20 protein-coding genes and 1 tRNA gene are annotated in these 15,617 nt (G+C 71.7%); 14 read left to right on the top strand and 7 right to left on the bottom strand.

The annotated features are described in order from the left end of the window. Nucleotides 1-19: 19 nt before the first annotated feature. A complete protein-coding gene (locus ASG94_RS01535; protein ID WP_056924680.1) occupies nt 20-439 on the bottom strand; it encodes an SsgA family sporulation/cell division regulator in 420 nt (139 codons plus the stop codon). A gap of 210 nt (nt 440-649) precedes the next feature. On the opposite strand from ASG94_RS01535, the gene ASG94_RS01530 reads away from it, so the two are divergent. The 3 genes from ASG94_RS01530 (at nt 650) to ASG94_RS01520 (ending at nt 2,143) form a co-directional block, all read left to right on the top strand. Continuing rightward, nucleotides 650-1,144 carry a PGPGW domain-containing protein gene (locus tag ASG94_RS01530; RefSeq protein ID WP_056924679.1) on the top strand — a complete coding sequence of 165 codons (495 nt, stop codon included), beginning with the start codon at nt 650-652 and terminating at the stop codon, nt 1,142-1,144. A 22-nt stretch (nt 1,145-1,166) separates the two neighbouring features. Continuing rightward, nucleotides 1,167-1,241, top strand: a tRNA-Val gene (locus ASG94_RS01525). Nucleotides 1,242-1,588: 347 nt separating this feature from the next. Beyond that, nucleotides 1,589-2,143 (top strand): hypothetical protein, encoded by a 555-nt coding sequence (locus ASG94_RS01520; protein ID WP_056924678.1) that lies wholly within the window; start codon nt 1,589-1,591, stop codon nt 2,141-2,143. A gap of 14 nt (nt 2,144-2,157) precedes the next feature. Here ASG94_RS01520 and ASG94_RS01515 read toward each other — a convergent pair whose 3' ends face one another. Further along, nucleotides 2,158-2,949, bottom strand: a complete 792-nt coding sequence (locus ASG94_RS01515) for a class II glutamine amidotransferase (RefSeq protein WP_056924677.1) — start codon at nt 2,947-2,949, stop codon at nt 2,158-2,160. 193 nt (nt 2,950-3,142) lie between these two features. Further along, the gene (locus tag ASG94_RS01510; protein ID WP_056924676.1) at nt 3,143-3,526 is read right to left on the bottom strand and encodes an AsnC family protein; all 384 of its coding nucleotides are present in this window, start codon (nt 3,524-3,526) and stop codon (nt 3,143-3,145) included. 197 nt (nt 3,527-3,723) lie between these two features. On the opposite strand from ASG94_RS01510, the gene ASG94_RS01505 reads away from it, so the two are divergent. Further along, complete coding sequence (locus ASG94_RS01505) at nt 3,724-4,317, top strand: HAD-IA family hydrolase (RefSeq protein ID WP_056924675.1); 594 nt, start codon at nt 3,724-3,726, stop codon at nt 4,315-4,317. A gap of 3 nt (nt 4,318-4,320) precedes the next feature. On the opposite strand, the gene ASG94_RS01500 is transcribed toward ASG94_RS01505, so the two are convergent. Next, nucleotides 4,321-4,911 carry a 1-acyl-sn-glycerol-3-phosphate acyltransferase gene (locus ASG94_RS01500; protein ID WP_056924674.1) on the bottom strand — a complete coding sequence of 197 codons (591 nt, stop codon included), beginning with the start codon at nt 4,909-4,911 and terminating at the stop codon, nt 4,321-4,323. 142 nt (nt 4,912-5,053) lie between these two features. Here ASG94_RS01500 and thrS point away from each other — a divergent pair, with 142 nt between their 5' ends. Continuing rightward, nucleotides 5,054-7,051, top strand: coding sequence for a threonine--tRNA ligase (gene thrS / locus ASG94_RS01495; protein WP_056924673.1), 1,998 nt, complete (start codon nt 5,054-5,056; stop codon nt 7,049-7,051). Between the two features lie 12 nt (nt 7,052-7,063). On the opposite strand, the gene ASG94_RS01490 is transcribed toward thrS, so the two are convergent. Next, entirely contained in the window at nt 7,064-7,558 is a 495-nt protein-coding gene (locus tag ASG94_RS01490) for a GNAT family N-acetyltransferase (protein ID WP_056924672.1), read from the bottom strand. A 33-nt stretch (nt 7,559-7,591) separates the two neighbouring features. On the opposite strand from ASG94_RS01490, the gene ASG94_RS01485 reads away from it, so the two are divergent. Further along, nucleotides 7,592-8,119: an HIT family protein gene (locus ASG94_RS01485; protein WP_056924671.1), complete on the top strand. Its 528-nt coding sequence runs from the start codon at nt 7,592-7,594 to the stop codon at nt 8,117-8,119. Nucleotides 8,120-8,126: 7 nt separating this feature from the next. Here the strand turns inward: ASG94_RS01485 and ASG94_RS01480 are convergent, their stop codons facing one another. Beyond that, nucleotides 8,127-9,275 carry a N(5)-(carboxyethyl)ornithine synthase gene (locus ASG94_RS01480; RefSeq protein ID WP_056924670.1) on the bottom strand — a complete coding sequence of 383 codons (1,149 nt, stop codon included), beginning with the start codon at nt 9,273-9,275 and terminating at the stop codon, nt 8,127-8,129. Between the two features lie 10 nt (nt 9,276-9,285). Then, entirely contained in the window at nt 9,286-9,420 is a 135-nt protein-coding gene (locus ASG94_RS22510) for a hypothetical protein (protein WP_268788551.1), read from the bottom strand. A gap of 106 nt (nt 9,421-9,526) precedes the next feature. On the opposite strand from ASG94_RS22510, the gene ASG94_RS01475 reads away from it, so the two are divergent. The 8 genes from ASG94_RS01475 (at nt 9,527) to ASG94_RS22110 (ending at nt 15,611) form a co-directional block, all read left to right on the top strand. Further along, the gene (locus ASG94_RS01475; RefSeq protein WP_056924669.1) at nt 9,527-10,300 is read left to right on the top strand and encodes an inositol monophosphatase family protein; all 774 of its coding nucleotides are present in this window, start codon (nt 9,527-9,529) and stop codon (nt 10,298-10,300) included. 10 nt (nt 10,301-10,310) lie between these two features. Further along, nucleotides 10,311-10,934 (top strand): phosphatidylinositol phosphate synthase, encoded by a 624-nt coding sequence (gene pgsA, locus ASG94_RS01470; RefSeq protein ID WP_056924668.1) that lies wholly within the window; start codon nt 10,311-10,313, stop codon nt 10,932-10,934. Between the two features lie 43 nt (nt 10,935-10,977). Continuing rightward, nucleotides 10,978-11,880 (top strand): pyridoxal 5'-phosphate synthase lyase subunit PdxS, encoded by a 903-nt coding sequence (pdxS, locus tag ASG94_RS01465; RefSeq protein WP_056924667.1) that lies wholly within the window; start codon nt 10,978-10,980, stop codon nt 11,878-11,880. A gap of 317 nt (nt 11,881-12,197) precedes the next feature. Beyond that, a complete protein-coding gene (locus ASG94_RS01460) occupies nt 12,198-12,749 on the top strand; it encodes an alternate-type signal peptide domain-containing protein (RefSeq protein WP_056924666.1) in 552 nt (183 codons plus the stop codon). Between the two features lie 25 nt (nt 12,750-12,774). After that, entirely contained in the window at nt 12,775-13,326 is a 552-nt protein-coding gene (locus ASG94_RS01455; protein ID WP_056924665.1) for a signal peptidase I, read from the top strand. Beyond that, nucleotides 13,323-14,033 (top strand): LPXTG cell wall anchor domain-containing protein, encoded by a 711-nt coding sequence (locus ASG94_RS01450; protein WP_056924664.1) that lies wholly within the window; start codon nt 13,323-13,325, stop codon nt 14,031-14,033. Before ASG94_RS01455 ends, ASG94_RS01450 begins: the two co-directional genes overlap by 4 nt. Further along, nucleotides 14,020-14,628 carry a hypothetical protein gene (locus tag ASG94_RS01445; protein WP_056924663.1) on the top strand — a complete coding sequence of 203 codons (609 nt, stop codon included), beginning with the start codon at nt 14,020-14,022 and terminating at the stop codon, nt 14,626-14,628. The genes ASG94_RS01450 and ASG94_RS01445 overlap by 14 nt, the downstream gene beginning before the upstream one ends. After that, entirely contained in the window at nt 14,625-15,611 is a 987-nt protein-coding gene (locus ASG94_RS22110; RefSeq protein ID WP_056924662.1) for a signal peptidase I, read from the top strand. The genes ASG94_RS01445 and ASG94_RS22110 overlap by 4 nt, the downstream gene beginning before the upstream one ends. Nucleotides 15,612-15,617 lie beyond the last annotated feature (6 nt).

Raw genomic sequence — 15,617 nt, 5'->3', positions numbered from 1 at the left:
CCGAGGTCGGGAGCCGGGGTCAGATCTCCAGCAGCTGCGCGATCATCTGGTCGACGTCGAGGTGCTCGGCCTCGACACCCGGCGGGCACACGTCGACGGTGCGCCCGATGAAGTGGGTGATGTCGTCGGTGCGGGTCTCGAGGAGCAGGTGCCCGTCGGGGCTGCAGAGCTCGATCTGGACGATCGCGACGCCGTCGTCGTTGAGCGACGGGCAGATCCGCACGTCACCCTCACCGATCGGGTGGGTGATGCCGCGCATCAGCAGGTCGCGACCGAAGGTCCAGGTGACCAGGGGGTCGACGTCGCCGAACGTCATGGTGACGGCGAAGGCGTCGGAGCGGGCGTACCCGAGGACGGCGTCCAGCTCGTAGCACTGGCCGTCGAGGTCCCGGCAGTACATCGTCACGTCCACGGCGACGTCCGAGATGATCTCGCGCATGTGTCTCCACTCTCTCTCGAGGTGCCCGACCACACGGACCCTCCCTCGGTGGGTAGGACGGCGGGGGGACCGACCTATGACGTGGGTTCAACGACCCAGTCCGTGGTGGGCTACGTCTCACGTTGAGCCGTACCCGTAGGGTCATCACGTGAGCGCAGCAAAGCAGGCAGATGCCATCTTCCCTGCACCGACACGCTGGATGAAATCCTGATGGCCGTCCCGGGCGGCGGCGCCGCCAAGCGGCTGGTGCTGGAGACGCTGGGGTGGGTGCTGCTGCTGGCCGGAGTGGCGGCGATCTTCCTGCCCGGACCGGGGCTGCTGGGCATCTTCGCCGGGCTGGCCCTGCTGTCCCAGCAGTACGACTGGGCCGAGCGGCGGGTGGAGCCCGTCCGCATCCGTGCGCTGCGGGGAGCGGCCGAGGGAGTCGAGACCTGGCCGCGCATCGTCGCCTCGGTCCTGGGCGCCCTGGTGCTGGCGGCCTGCGGCGTGCTGTGGATCTACTACCCCCCGGCCCCCGACTGGTGGCCCCTCGCCGACTCCTGGTGGCTTCCCGGCGGACTGTGGACCGGCATCACGCAGATCGCCTCCGCGTTCATCGCCGTGGCGCTCATCGTCTACAGCTACCGGCGCTTCCACGACAAGCCCGAGGCCGTGGCCGCGCTGCGTCGCGAGGGCGATTCCGAGTCGCCTGCGACGATGGGTTAGAGTTCCCCGGCACCCGCACAGCGGGCGATTGGCGCAGTGGTAGCGCGCTTCGTTCACACCGAAGAGGTCACTGGTTCGAACCCAGTATCGCCCACCATCCCCACGCAGCCCCCGACCCGCGAGAGCGCCGGATCGGGGGCTCTTGCGTGGGGTCGCGAGCGGTCACTCCTCGTCGGCGGCCTGCTCGGCCCACCACTCCGCGTCGCGGGCCTCGAGCACGTCCTGGAGGTCGCGCCAGGCCTCGTACTCGTCGTCCTCCGCTGCGGGTCGGATCACGGTGTCATCGTGCTCCTCCAGGACACCGCGCTTCAAGGCCTGGTGCCCACCGGTCCCGGGTGCTGGTCCAGACCGGTGGGACGTCGCGAGCAACCCTCGCGCACCGTGCAGGCGTCCTCCTGCTGCCCCGACACGACGGGGCCAGTACACGAGAAACGGAACACGCCCATGCGCACCACGATCCTGAGCTCGGCCGCCCTGTCGGTCGCCGCCCTGACCCTGACCGTGTCCCAGCTCGCGCCCGCGAGCGCCAACGCCATCGGCGTCGAGGATCCCGCCGACATCGGTCACGGGGTCGACCTGCGCTCGGTCGTCGTCGACCACCGCGCCGACAACGTGGTGGTCACCACCACCCACACCAACCTGCGTCCCTCGTTCCGCACCGGGTCGGCCGGCGCGGTCTACCTCGACACCGACGAGTCGGCCGCGGGTCCGGAGTACGTCTTCGTCGGCGGCTACTTCGACGGCACCGACTACCAGCTGCTGCACACCGACGGCTTCGGCCACAGCTTGTGGGGCGCGCCGGTGGACGGCTCCTACCGGATGCGACTGGACTACGCGAAGGAGCAGGTCCGGATGCGGATCTCGCGCGAGGCGATCGGATCGCCCGAGCAGGTCCGGGTGGCCGTCCGCGTGTCCGGCACCCGCAGTGACGGCACCAGCACGGGCCTCGTCGACTGGCTCGGCGAGCCGCGCAGCTTCACCGAGTGGGTCGCGCAGTAGGCCGGAGCCGGCACTCAGAGGTCGAGGCGCGTGCGCTCGAGCGTGGCGAGGTCGACCGCCGTCGCGGTGTCCTCGGGCACGGGCGTCCAGCCCTCGGGGTCGATCCCGCTGGAGATGACGTGCACGGCGTCGGGGGTGACCCGGAAGTCCATCGCGAAGTAGTCGTCGGTGTGCCGGGGCGGGATCTCGTCGTCGTCGGCGAAGAGCTCCTGCAGGCCCTCGACCGGCGCGGGCGCCCGCGAGTTGATGTGCACCCCGAACATGTGGGTGGGGGTGAGCAGCAGCGCGTTCAGGCTGGCTCGCGGGAAGTGCTGCACCAGCACGCCGAGGGCCTGGCGCAGCCCGTCGGCGTCGTCACCGCGGTCGGCGACGTGCTGGAGGACGAACCGGAAGTACCGCTCGCTGTCGGTGGTGCCGCGCAGTGCCGCGCGCGAGCGCTCGGTGAGCAGGCCCTCGAGCCGGTCGACCGGCGAGATGTGCCCGTTGTGCGCGAACGCGTAGCCGTCCTCGACGAACGGGTGCGTGTTCTCCGGCGTCACCGGGAGCCCCGGGGTCGCCCAGCGCAGGTGCAGCATGCCGGCCCGGCCCAACGACTGGTGGGCCAGTCGCGAGTACGCCGGGTCCTGGGTCGCCGACGAGGCGGACGTCCGGCGGCGGATGGTGTGGTCGTCCGGGTCCTGCCAGGCCATGCCCCACCCGTCACCGTGCACCGCGGTCAGCGCGGTGAAGGCCTCGAACTCGTCCTCGCCGAGCACGTCGACGACCGACGTCGGGCGCCGTGCGACGTAGCCGAGCAGGCGACACATGCGTCCGCGCCCTTCCTGGTCGTCGAACCGGGGACCCCACCCTCGAGCATCCTCGCCGGGCGGCCACGGGGCAACAACGTGCTGACCACGACTCTCCGCCGGACTTGCACGACGTGCGCCGGTCCGTCAGGGTATGCTTGACGCAGTCGTGGGTTGGGTTTCACGGGGGTGAGCCCGACCCACGACTGTCTTCTCAGGCGGTGCTGCTGTTCTTGCGCACCTTGCTGCCGGCGAAGCGCTCCCAGGCCGCCTGGCGGGACACACCGAGCGCCTGGCCGATCTCGGCCCAGGAGAGGTTGCGCTCCCGGGCCATCTGCACCCACTCGCCGAGGAAGCCGTTGACCTGCGTCGCCGTGTCGGCGATCAGCGGGAGCTTGGCCAGGATCTCGGTGTCGGACATCTTGTCCCACGGGGGACGCGAGATGGTCTCGAGGCGCTCCGGCGAGCTGAACTTGTGGTGGTAGAACTCCAGGCAGTCGACGCACATCATGGCGCCGAGCCCGCCGGCGAACCGCGTCTCGGACGTGCCCTGGAAGCCGCAGAAGGAGCACGACTTGTTGGCGGAGTCGAAGTCCATGTCGTGTCCTTTCGAGCGAGCGGGCTGTCCGGAGCGGCAGGTGTGCCCGAGGTCGCCCGCCTGTCCTCCAGCATGGCACAGCGGTGGCCGCGACCACGTACGGCGAGCGGTGTGATCTCGTCCGGTCCACAGAGGTGTGGACCAGGCCCGGTCGGGCAGGGTGGAGCCGTGCAGAGCGCAGCGGAGCGATCAGGGCTGTGGTCCTCGACATCGGGGGAGTCCTCGAGGTGATCGACGACACCGTCTTCCCGGGGCCCTGGCCCGCACGGCTGGGCTTGTCGGCGGACGAGTTCGCCGACCGCCTCGACGGCCTGCCCGGGGACCCGGCGATCGGGGAGGTGACCTGGCCCGAGGTGCTGGACCACTGGCGCATCCGCCTCGGGCTCACCCCGGAGGACGCGGCCGGCCTCGAGGAGGACTACTGGCGCTGGTACGTCGGCACGCTCGACCAGCCGCTGTTCGACTGGTTCGTGGCGCAGCGGCCGCACCGGCTCACCGCGATCTTGTCCAACTCCAGCCCGGGGGCCCGGGAGCGGGAGCGGTGCCACGGCTTCGAGGCGGTCGTCGACGAGCTCGTCTACTCCCACGAGGTCGGGCTGGCCAAGCCGGACCCGGCGGTCTACGCGCTGACGGCGGACCGGCTCGGCGTACGACCCGAGGAGGTCCTCTTCCTCGACGACACCGTGGAACGGGTGGTCGGCGCGCGCGCCGTCGGCTGGCACGCCGTGCACCACGTGTCGACGACGCGCTCCATCGCCGCCATGGAGCGGATCATCGCCGGGCGCGCGTAGCCGTCAGGTGTGGTCGCCGGCAGCGCCCTCGTTGCGCAGCCGCGGCTCGGTGCGCTTCTCGGGGTGCAGGCCGTGCTTGTCGGCGTAGAAGGCGCGGATCAGGTCCATGTCGGCGGCCAGGTCGCCGGTCGGGGTGAACGTCGGGCCCGAGCCGACCGTGCGCGACGGTCCGTCCATGAAGGCCAGCGTGATCGGCAGGCCGGTCTGCTGGGAGAGCCGGTAGAAGCCCGACTTCCAGTGGTCGGTGCGGCTGCGGGTGCCCTCCGCGGCGATGGCGAGCAGGAAGTCGTCGGAGGCCCCGATCTCCTCGATCAGCGCCCGGATGTCGGCGGCGGGGTCGGACCGGTCGATGGACACCGCGCCGGTCGCCCGCATCACCGGGGCGAGCGGACCGCGGAAGAACTCCTGCTTCACCATGATGCGCGGCTGTCGGCCCTGGCTCCAGGCGAGGAGCAGCGAGAAGACCCAGTCCCAGTTGGAGGTGTGCGGGGCGCCCACCACGATGCCGTGGGAGGGCAGTGTCCCCTCGGTGCGCCAGCGCACCAGTCGCAGGACGGCGCGGGCGAGACGGGGGCGGATCACCATGCGGGACATGGGCGCAGGCTACTGGTGGCCGCGCCGAGCCGGGACCGGGCGGCGAAACCGGGGTGAGCCCCCTCCGGTCCGGCCGATAGCATCGAGGAGCCCGCTCACCGAGCCGGCAGTCACGCCACGCCACCACCGCAAGGAGCACCCCGTGTCCGAGATCAAGGTCGTCCGCACCCACGCTGGTCAGCGTGAGGAGCAGACCCTGACGACGGGCACCAAGGCCTGGGAGCTCTTCTCCGACGACGCCGACGTCATCGCGGCCCGCGTCGGCGGGGACCTCAGGGACCTGGCCCACGTGCTGCAGGACGGGGACGAGGTCGAGGGTGTCGAGATCGGCAGCCAGGACGGCCGCGACATCCTGCGGCACTCGACCGCGCACGTGATGGCCCAGGCCGTGCAGCAGATCTGGCCCGAGGCGCGCCTGGGCATCGGCCCGCCGGTGGAGAACGGCTTCTACTACGACTTCGACGTCGAGACCCCGTTCGTGCCGGAGGACCTGGTGAAGATCGAGACCGCGATGCGGAAGATCATCAAGGCCAACCAGCGCTTCGAGCGCCGCGTCACCACCGACGCCGACGCGATCAACGAGCTCCGCGACGAGCCGTACAAGCTCGAGCTCATCGGCCTCAAGGGCGGGGCCGGCACCGCCGACACCGAGGGCGCCAGCGTCGAGGTCGACAGTGGTGAGGGGGCAGAGCTCACCATCTACGACAACATCGGTCGCGACGGCCAGGCGGCCTGGTCCGACCTGTGCCGCGGTCCACACCTGCCGACCACCAAGCGGATCCCGGCGTTCAAGCTGATGCGCAGCGCGGCGGCGTACTGGCGCGGCGACGAGAAGAACAAGCAGCTGCAGCGCATCTACGGCACCGCGTGGGAGTCGAAGGAGGCGCTCGAGGAGCACCTGCACCGGATCGAGGAGGCGGAGCGCCGCGACCACCGCCGGCTCGGCCGCGACCTCGACCTCTTCAGCTTCCCCGACGAGATCGGCTCCGGCCTGCCGGTCTTCCACCCCAAGGGCGGCGTGATCAAGCGCGCCATGGAGGACTACGTCCGCCAGCGCCACATCGACGAGGGCTTCGAGTACGTCGGCACCCCCCACATCGCCAAGGAGGGGCTGTTCCACACCTCCGGGCACCTGCCGTACTACGGCGAGGGCATGTTCCCGGCCCTCGACGTGGACGGGATGGACTACCGCATCAAGGCGATGAACTGCCCGATGCACAACCTCATCTTCCGGTCCCGGCAGCGGTCCTACCGCGAGCTGCCGCTGCGGCTCTTCGAGTTCGGGTCCGTCTACCGACACGAGAAGTCGGGCGTCATCCACGGCCTCACCCGGGTCCGGGGCTTCGCCCAGGACGACTCGCACTCCTACGTCACCCCCGAGCAGGCCCCGGCCGAGGTCCAGCACCTCCTCGAGTTCATGCTGAGCCTGCTGCGCGACTTCGGCATCGACGACTTCTACCTCGAGCTCTCCACCCGGGACGCCTCGAAGGACAAGTTCATCGGCTCCGACGAGGACTGGGCCGCCGCGACCCGGGTCCTCGAGGACGTCGCCACCGCCACCGGCCTCGAGCTCGTGCCCGACCCGGGCGGGGCGGCCTACTACGGCCCGAAGATCTCGGTCCAGGCGCGCGACGCCATCGGTCGCACCTGGCAGATGGGCACCGTGCAGTACGACTTCAACCAGCCCTCGGCGGAGCGCTTCAACCTCGAGTACGTCGCCGCCGACGGCTCCAGGAAGCAGCCGGTGATGATCCACTCGGCCAAGTTCGGCTCGATCGAGCGCTTCCTCGGCGTGCTGGTCGAGCACTACGCCGGCGCCTTCCCGCCCTGGCTCGCGCCGGTCCAGGTCCAGGCGATCCCGATCGCCGAGCGGCACAACGACTACCTGTACGACGTCGCGCGGCAGATGAAGCTGGCCGGGCTGCGGGTCGAGGTCGACGACTCCGACGACCGGATGCAGAAGAAGATCCGCAACGCACAGCTGCAGAAGGTGCCGTTCATGATGATCGCCGGCGACGACGACGTCGAGAAGGGCGCCGTGTCCTTCCGCTACCGCGACGGGCGCCAGGACAACGGCGTGCCCCTCGAGGAGGCCATCGCCCGCGTCCAGCAGGCGGTCGCGTCCCGCGAGCAGGTCTGAGGGCACCGGTCGTCAGTCGCGGGCGAGGTCCTTGACGTAGCGCCGGCACGGCGAGGTGAAGCGCTCGCCGAGGGCGACGACCTCGTAGGGCAGGTCGCCCTCGTCGCGCCATCCCCGACGGGCGTAGAACGACCGGGCCCGCGCGTTGCCGACCACGACGGCGAGCCAGGCCGTCGGGTGGCCCGCCTCGGCGACCTGCCGCTCGGCCTCGTCGAGCAGCACCTCGGCCAGCCCGGTGCCGCGCCACGCCCGGTCGACGTAGACCTGCTCGACCTCGTCCCCCGAGACCATGACGAAGCCCGCCACGACGCCGTCGACCTCGGCCACGGTCGTGTCGGTCGTCTCCGCGATCCGCAGCGCCACGCGCGCGCCGAACGCCTCGGGAGTACGCCGCTGGGTCAGGCCGTCCGGGACGTGGCCACGGTGGCCGTCGTGCCAGCCGCGGTGGAACACGGCGGCGACCTGGTCGGCGTCGTCCGCGGTGGCGGGGCGCAGGACCGGGGTCACGAACGGACCCTACCGGCCCACTAGGCTCCCGGCATGGGTGACAACGGTGAGGAGACGTCCGCCGTGCCGGATCCCGACGGCCTGACCCGGCTGTGGACGCCGTACCGGATGGCCTACGTCCGCTCGGACACGACCGCCGACGGCTGCCCCTTCTGCCGCATCCCCGAGGGGGACGACGAGGGCAGCCTCGTCGTGGCGCGGGGCGAGGCGACGTACGCCGTGCTCAACCTGCACCCCTACAACCCCGGACACCTGATGGTGCTGCCCTACCGGCACGTCGCCGACCTCGAGGACCTCACCGATCAGGAGTCCGCCGAGCTGATGGGGATGACGCAGCGGGCCATCCGCACCATCCGCAGCGTCAGCGAACCGCACGCCTTCAACGTCGGCATCAACCTCGGCGGCCCGGCCGGGGGATCGCTGGCCGACCACCTGCACCAGCACGTCGTGCCGCGCTGGTCGGGGGACGCCAACTTCATCACCGTGATCGGCGGGACCAAGACCCTGCCGCAGCTGCTCGAGGACACCCGCGCACTCCTCGCGGAGGCCTGGGTCGACTGACCAGCCCTCAGGACCGCTCGACCGGGTGGGGGTACTCCGCCGCACGTCCCTGGAAGGACAGGATGGCGGGGTTCTGGATGCGGCCGTCCCGGATCTCGATGGCGCGGCTGATCGGCTCGTTGGCGTCCCAGGCATCGGGCCCGGACATGACCGTCTCCACGAACGGCAGCAGCGCCTCGCTGTTCTCCCAGGTCGCGGAGTTCCACAGGTACGACGGGCTGTGGTCGACCGCGTAGTAGTGCACCCGGTCCGCGACGTCGAACATCGGCTCGTCGAAGGTCGTGGGGACGGCCCACGAGAAGCCCATCCCCTCGTCGCACGAGACGTCCACGATGAGGCTGCCCTGTCGGAACGCGGCGAGGTCCTCGGTGCGCAGGTAGGTGAGCGGCGCGGCCGGGTCCTGGAGCGTGCAGTTGACGACGATGTCGTTCTCGGCGAGGTAGGCGGCCAGGGGCTCGCGGCCCCGGTCGGTGATCACGTGGCTCACGGACGTGTCGACCGGGTCGCGGTCGAACTGGCGGATCAGCACCGAGTGGATGGGGGAGCCGACGGCGGCGACCCCGCGGTTGGTGAGCACGGCAACGTCGCTGACCCCGTGGGCGTTCAGCGCCGTGACCGCCCCGCGGGCGGTGGCGCCGAAGCCGATCACCACGGCGCTGAGCCGGCGACCATAGGTGCCGGTGATGCCGGTGAGCTGCATCGCCTGCAGCACCGAGCAGTAGCCCGCGAGCTCGTTGTTCTTGTGGAACACGTGCAGCCCGAAGCGACCGTCGACCGTCCAGTGGTTCATCGCCTCGAAGGCGATCAGGGTCAGCTCGCGGTCGATCGCCAGCTGCGTCAGCTCCGGGTCCTGCACGCAGTGCGGCCAGCCCCAGAGCACCTGGCCGGGCCGCATGCTCGCCACGTCCTCGTGCTGGGGCTTCGGCAGGACCACCACGTCGGAGCCGGCGATGATCTCGTCGCGGGACGCGAAGCCGGCGACGTGCTCGGCCAGCTCCGCGTCGGATCGCCCGAAGCGCTCGCCGTACCCGTGCTCGAGCGTGACCCGCGCGGCGATCTCGGGAGCGAGCCGGGGCAGGTGCTCGGGGTGGACGGGGAGGCGGTGCTCGTTCTCCTTGGCGGAGGTCCCGATGACGCCGAGGCTGAGCAGGCTCACTGGTGCGGACTCACTTCTTCTTGGGAGTCAGGCCCTCGACGGCGGTGCTCGCCCCGGCGGCCTTCGCGTGCTTCTCGGCCCGCTTCTCCTTGATGGACTTTCCGGACTTCTTGGACATGCCCTGCCGTGGCGACTTGTCGGCCATCGGGACTCCCTGGTCGGAAGCCTGGATGGCTCCGTGCGGCCACAGTACGCCGCCCCGCCACCCGCCGGTCACCGCGTCGACGTCGCGGACCGGTAGCGTCGCGGTCGTGGATGACGCGGACCTGGCCGGATTGCTCGTCCGTGAGGCCGGCACCCTCGCCGCCCGGATGCGCCGGGAGGGCCTCGAGGCCCCCGGCGGCCTGGAGACCGAGCAGAAGTCGCACGTGTCGGACATCGTCACCGCGGCGGACAAGGCGGCCGAGGCCCACGTCGTGGAGACCCTCCGGCGCCGGCGACCCGACGACTCGGTCGTGGGGGAGGAGGGCACCGACGTGGCCGGCGCGAGCGGCCGGGCGTGGGTGATCGACCCGGTCGACGGGACCTACAACTTCCACCGGGGCCTCGACTGGTGGTGCAGTGCCCTCGCCCTGGTCGACGGTGAGGACCTGGTGCTCGGCGCCGTCCACCACCCCGCCCTGGCCGAGACGTTCACCGGCGGGCCGGGCCTGCCGACGACGTGCAACGGCACACCGCTGGCACCGCTCGAGGACCGACCGCTGGCGGAGTCCTGCGCGACGACGTACCTCCACCCGCCCTTCTACGACGGCGAGGTGGGCGCGGCCTTCCAGCGCGCCGTCTCCGGCGTGGCGACCCTGCGGATGATGGGGTCGGGGACCATGGACGCGGTCGCGATCGCCCGCGGCCGGTGCGACGTCCTCTTCCAGCACTCGGTGCCCGACTGGGACCGGCTGCCCGGGGAGGCCCTCATCCGCGGCGTCGGGGGCGATTCCCGGGTCGTGCGCGCGGGCGGGGTCGACTGGTACGTCGCCGGGGTGCCCACCGCGGTGGCCGAGGTCTGCGCGGCGCTCTCGGCCGGGTAGCCTGCCGCCTGTGCTCGAGAGGTTCAAGGCGTTCTGGCAGGGCAAGGCCCTGGCCCCCTTCGTCGACCTCTTCATCCGGCTCGGCATCAGCCCCGACGTCGTGACGCTGGTCGGCACCCTCGGGCTGAGCGTCGGCGCGCTGTGGTTCTTCCCGCAGGGGATGGTGTGGCAGGGCGTCCTGTTCATCACCGCCTTCGTCTTCAGCGACCTCATCGACGGTGCGATGGCCCGCAAGTCCGGGCGCACCGACGACTTCGGGGCGTTCCTGGACTCGACGCTGGACCGCATCGCCGACGGCGCCCTGTTCGCCGGCGCGGCGCTCTACTACGCCTGGGTCGTCGAGGACCAGCTCTTCACGGCGCTGTGCCTCGTGATCCTCGTGATGGGCGCGGTCACCTCCTACGCCCGCGCCAAGGCCGACGTGCTGGCGTACGACGCCAAGGTGGGCATCGCCGAGCGTCCGGACCGCCTCGTGGGCTTCCTGGTGCCCGCCTTCTTCGCCGACGTCCTCGACCTGCCGTGGCTGCTCCAGGCCGCGGTGCTGGTCCTGGCGGTGGCGGCGACCGTCACCGTGTGCCAGCGCATCTGGACGGTCCGCCGGCAGGCCCTCGCCCGGGCGGCCTCCCAGCCCTGATCCCGACGTGGGGTCCGGCGCGTCGCCGCCCTAGGATTGGGGCATGTCCGACTCCCTGCAGACCCCCACCACCGGCACCTCGCGCGTCAAGCGCGGGATGGCCGAGATGCTGAAGGGCGGCGTCATCATGGACGTCGTCACCGCCGACCAGGCCAAGATCGCCGAGGACGCCGGCGCCGTCGCCGTCATGGCCCTCGAGCGGGTCCCCGCCGACATCCGCGCCCAGGGCGGCGTGTCGCGGATGAGCGACCCCGACATGATCGACTCCATCATCGAGGCCGTGTCGATCCCGGTGATGGCCAAGGCCCGCATCGGCCACTTCGCCGAGGCCCAGGTGCTGCAGTCCCTCGGCGTCGACTACATCGACGAGTCCGAGGTGCTGACGCCGGCCGACTACGCCAACCACATCGACAAGTGGCACTTCACGGTGCCCTTCGTGTGCGGTGCCACCAACCTCGGCGAGGCGCTGCGGCGCATCACCGAGGGCGCGGCGATGATCCGCTCCAAGGGCGAGGCCGGCACGGGCGACGTGTCCAACGCGGTCATGCACATGCGCACCATCGGTGCCGAGCTGCGCCGCCTGCACGGCCTCCCCGAGGACGAGCTGTACGTCGCTGCCAAGGAGCTCCAGGCGCCGTACGACCTGGTCAAGGAGGTGGCGCAGACGGGCAAGCTGCCGGTCGTGCTCTTCACCGCCGGTGGCATCGCGACCCCGGCCGACGCGGCCATGATGATGCAGCTCGGCGCCGAGGGCGTCTTCGTCGGCTCGGGCATCTTCAAGTCCGGCAACCCCGCCCAGCGCGCCGAGGCGATCGTCAAGGCCACGACGTTCTTCGACGACCCCGACGTGGTCGCCAAGGTCAGCCGCGGTCTCGGCGAGGCCATGGTCGGCATCAACGTGGACGAGATCCCGCAGCCGCACCGGCTCGCCGAGCGCGGCTGGTGAGGTCCGCCTGACGCGCTCCACCCTGCTTCGACCAAGCCCCGACGCCCTCGGCGTCGGGGCTTCGTCGTACCCGCACCCGCTCGACGTGGAGCTCCACGACGCCCCGCAGATGCCCGCGACGGCCACATGGTCCAGACCACTTCGCGGACGAGGACCACAGCCCGGGAACAGGCGCTCCACGAGCCGTGCACCGGATGACAGCCGCGCCGTCGCGCTCGGTCGCCGGCCACAGGCTTCCGGTCGGGAGCCCGGACCTGGGGCTCCGACGGGGGCACGCTTCTCGGCCCTTGGACCTCATCCGAGTCGAAGGAACTTCCATGAACAAGACGACCAAGGGCGCGTTCGCGGCCTCCGCTGCTGCCGTCCTCCTGCTCGGCGGCGCCGGCTCGCTGGCCTACTGGAGCGACGGCGAGACCATCAAGGGCGGCGACGTCACCGCCGGCAACCTGTCGCTCGACACCCCGTCGTGCGACGCGGACTGGACCTACGCGGGCAGCGTCGCGAACACCGGCACGGTGGTGCGCTTCGTCCCCGGCGACGTGGTCACCAAGAACTGCACGTTCGTGGTCCGCGGCGCGGGTGACAACCTGAAGGCCACCCTCACCGCTCCGCAGACCGTCGCCACCGGCGCCAACGTGAAGGCCGACGTCACCGTCGCCTACAAGCTCGGCGCGGCCGACATGACGTCCCCGGCGGTCGTGACCGCGGCCGACAACGGCAAGACGGTCACGGCGAAGATCACCGTGACGTTCCCGTTCGGGACCGCCGAGACCGGTTCGCCCGCGGTCAACATCAACACCATGCAGGGATCGACCGCGGCCCTCGACGACATCGCCGTCTCCCTGGTCCAGATCGACCCGAACGCCTGAGTCCGGGCCGAGGGGGATCGAGCCGATGAGGTCCGTGCTGGGATGGGCCGGCCAGGTGTTCGCCTGGCTGGTCATCCTGGTCATGGTGTCGCTCCTCGCCGTCGCCGTGGTCGTCCCACGGCTCGGCGGCGCGACGCCGTACACGGTCCTCACCGGCTCGATGCAGCCCGGGATGCCTCCGGGCACCCTGGTCGTCGTCAGGCCCATCGAGCCCGCCGACATCGGGGTCGGGACGGTGATCACCTACCAGCTCGAGTCGGGCAGGCCGACCGTGGTCACCCACCGGGTGACCGGCGTCGGGGTCGACGCCCGCGGCGAGCTCCGCTTCACCACCCAGGGCGACGCCAACAGCGCGCCCGACGCGCGCACGGTCCGGCCGGTCCAGGTCCGGGGCGCGCGCTGGTACTCCGTGCCCCACCTGGGTCGGGTCAACCTCCTCATGAGCGGGCAGCAGCGGCAGCTGGCGGTGTACGTCGCGGCGGCCCTGCTCCTCGGCTACGCCGGCTACCAGTTCGTCAGCGCCTCGACCCGGCCGCGCCGACGGCGCCAGGATGCCCTCGCGGAGAGTGCCGCGTGAGGCGCCTCGTCGCAGCGACGGCGCTGGGCCTGCTGGGCCTGCTGGCGACCGTCCTCCCGGCCGCCGCCGCCGATGAGCAGCTCGAGCTGAGCCGCGACGGCCGCTCCTGGTCCCACACGCTCGGCGGAGGCGTCCTCGACGCCGGCGTCCGCTGGGTGCCGGGGGACACCAGGGTGGTGGCGTTCCACGTCCGCAACGGCGGCGAGACGTCCGCGGACTTCTCCCTGGCGGTCCTGAGCGACGACCCGGACGGACTGCTCGGCCACGGGCTGGTCACCATCCACGCGCGGCTCGACGACCAGGCGTGGACCGCCGTCGAGGACCTCGACACCGACTACCGGCTCTCGACCGAGGACCTGCCCGTCGACGGGAGCGCCCGCGTCGAGGTGCGGCTGGCGTTCACCGACGCCGGCAACGAGGCGCAGGACCTCGTGCTCCCGGTCGACTTCCGGCTGCGGCTCACCGACGCCACCGTGCGGCAGGACGACGGCACCGAGGACGGGACCACCGAGGGTGGGGCGACCGGCGGCGGGTCGACCGGCGGCGGGTCGACGACGCCGGACGGGGTCCTGCCGGCGACGGGAGCACCCGAGGTCCGGGCGTCCCTGCTCGGCGCCGCGGCGCTGATCGGCGCCGGTCTGGCACTCGTCCTCGCCCGGCGTCGTCGCGAGGGCGACGTGGACGGGACCTGGCATGCGACTGCCTGAGCTCCGCCGTCCCCGGCACGTGCCCGGGACCATCCGGTCGGTACGGTTCCGTGCCGTCCTCGCGCTGGGCGTCCTCGTCGCGCCGCTCGGGGTCAACACCATGGCCTCCTGGTCGTCGAGGGCCGTGATCAGCGCGGGCCCCGTCGTCGCCGGCTCCTTCGACCTCAAGGTCAACGGCGGCGACGCCCTGGCCGAGGCCGGCCTCCGCGTCGACGCGATGATCCCCGGCACCAGCACCGCCGCCGTCTTCACGATCAGCAACGCCAGCGTCGCCGACCACGCGACCATGCTCTACACGATCGCTGCCACCGCCGCGGACGGCTCCCCGGCCGGGACCACCGCCGCCCTCACCGCCAAGGTCACGACCGACGGTGCGACCACCACCACCGGCGGCGGCCTCACGTGCGCCGGCACCGGGATCCAGACGGGCACGTCGTTCAACGGGACGCTCGTGGGCACGCCCCGCACCCTGGTCCCCGGCGCGAGCCAGAAGATCTGCATCCAGGCCACTCTCGCCCCGACCGCACCCGCGAGCGGCTCGTCCACGATCACGGTCACCTTCCGTGCGGTTCAGAAGGACCCCCAGACGCCATGACCGACACGTCCTCCACGGTCGACCCGACGACCACCCACGGCCTTCCCATCGAGCTGACCACCACGCCGACGACGTCGTACCCCCGCAGGGTCGGCGGCCTCGCCCTGACGGTCGCCGCCGTCGCCGGCGCGCTCTCGCTCGCCGTGGCGCTGCTCTTCGCCGTCACGGGGGTGACGCCGCTGGTCTTCCAGTCGGGCTCGATGGGCCCCGCGATCCCCACCGGCTCCCTGGCGCTGGCCCGGACCGTGGACGCGGAGGACCTCACGGTGGGCGACGTCGTCTCCGTCCGGGACGACGCCGGGACCCGGGTCACCCACCGCGTCGCCGCGATCGCCGCCGACGGCGCGCTCACGCTCAAGGGCGACGCCAACCTCAGCGCCGACGCGGAGACGTACCTCCTCGGCTCGGCGGACAGGGTGTTCGTCTCGGTGCCGCGTGCGGGAGCGGTCCTGTCGGCACTGACCGGACCCGCGGGCCGCGGACCGGCCGCGGTCCTGGGCGTGGCCGTCGTGCTGGTGCTGGTGTCCCTTCGCGCCGGGGCTCGTCCGGGGCGGGCGGAACGGGTCACGGTGCTCGGCGCCCTGGTCGTGGTCCTGGGCGTGGGGGTCGGGGTGGCCCGCGCGCCCGAGGGCACCTCCGCCTTCTGGACCGACAGCGTGGCGGGCACCAGCAGGATCACCGTGGCGGCCCCGGCCCTGCCCGAGAAGCCCGTGCCCACCTCGTGCACCCGCACGGGCAGCTCGATCAGGCTCACGTGGACCTCGACGTCGAGTCCCCAGGGCTTCCAGATCAGGCACACCAACCCCACGACCGAGCCCACGATCGCCGGGACCCTGCGCGCGGCCACCACCCAGAACGCCAACTTCAACAACTCGGTCGGGGAGGTGTGGGTGGTGGCGATCTCGAACGGGCTCGAGTCGGAGTCCGCCCACTACCGCTTCAGCGGCAACGGCAGCGGCGCGAGCTGCGCACCGGTGCGCTGACGACCC

It is taken from the genome of Nocardioides sp. Soil805 (assembly GCF_001429625.1).
Lineage (GTDB): Bacteria > Actinomycetota > Actinomycetes > Propionibacteriales > Nocardioidaceae > Nocardioides.
This window is presented reverse-complemented; position numbering and strand designations above follow the sequence as displayed.

Bases quoted from the DNA above. Each gene is read 5' to 3' on its own strand.
- ASG94_RS01535 (WP_056924680.1), bottom strand. From the start codon at position 439: ATGCGCGAGATCATCTCGGACGTCGCCGTGGACGTGACGATGTACTGC.
- ASG94_RS01530 (WP_056924679.1), top strand. From the start codon at position 650: ATGGCCGTCCCGGGCGGCGGCGCCGCCAAGCGGCTGGTGCTGGAGACG.
- ASG94_RS01520 (WP_056924678.1), top strand. From the start codon at position 1,589: ATGCGCACCACGATCCTGAGCTCGGCCGCCCTGTCGGTCGCCGCCCTG.
- ASG94_RS01515 (WP_056924677.1), bottom strand. From the start codon at position 2,949: ATGTGTCGCCTGCTCGGCTACGTCGCACGGCGCCCGACGTCGGTCGTC.
- ASG94_RS01510 (WP_056924676.1), bottom strand. From the start codon at position 3,526: ATGGACTTCGACTCCGCCAACAAGTCGTGCTCCTTCTGCGGCTTCCAG.
- ASG94_RS01500 (WP_056924674.1), bottom strand. From the start codon at position 4,911: ATGTCCCGCATGGTGATCCGCCCCCGTCTCGCCCGCGCCGTCCTGCGA.
- ASG94_RS01485 (WP_056924671.1), top strand. From the start codon at position 7,592: ATGGGTGACAACGGTGAGGAGACGTCCGCCGTGCCGGATCCCGACGGC.
- ASG94_RS22510 (WP_268788551.1), bottom strand. From the start codon at position 9,420: ATGGCCGACAAGTCGCCACGGCAGGGCATGTCCAAGAAGTCCGGAAAG.
- pdxS (WP_056924667.1), top strand. From the start codon at position 10,978: ATGTCCGACTCCCTGCAGACCCCCACCACCGGCACCTCGCGCGTCAAG.
- ASG94_RS01460 (WP_056924666.1), top strand. From the start codon at position 12,198: ATGAACAAGACGACCAAGGGCGCGTTCGCGGCCTCCGCTGCTGCCGTC.
- ASG94_RS01455 (WP_056924665.1), top strand. From the start codon at position 12,775: ATGAGGTCCGTGCTGGGATGGGCCGGCCAGGTGTTCGCCTGGCTGGTC.
- ASG94_RS01445 (WP_056924663.1), top strand. From the start codon at position 14,020: ATGCGACTGCCTGAGCTCCGCCGTCCCCGGCACGTGCCCGGGACCATC.
- ASG94_RS22110 (WP_056924662.1), top strand. From the start codon at position 14,625: ATGACCGACACGTCCTCCACGGTCGACCCGACGACCACCCACGGCCTT.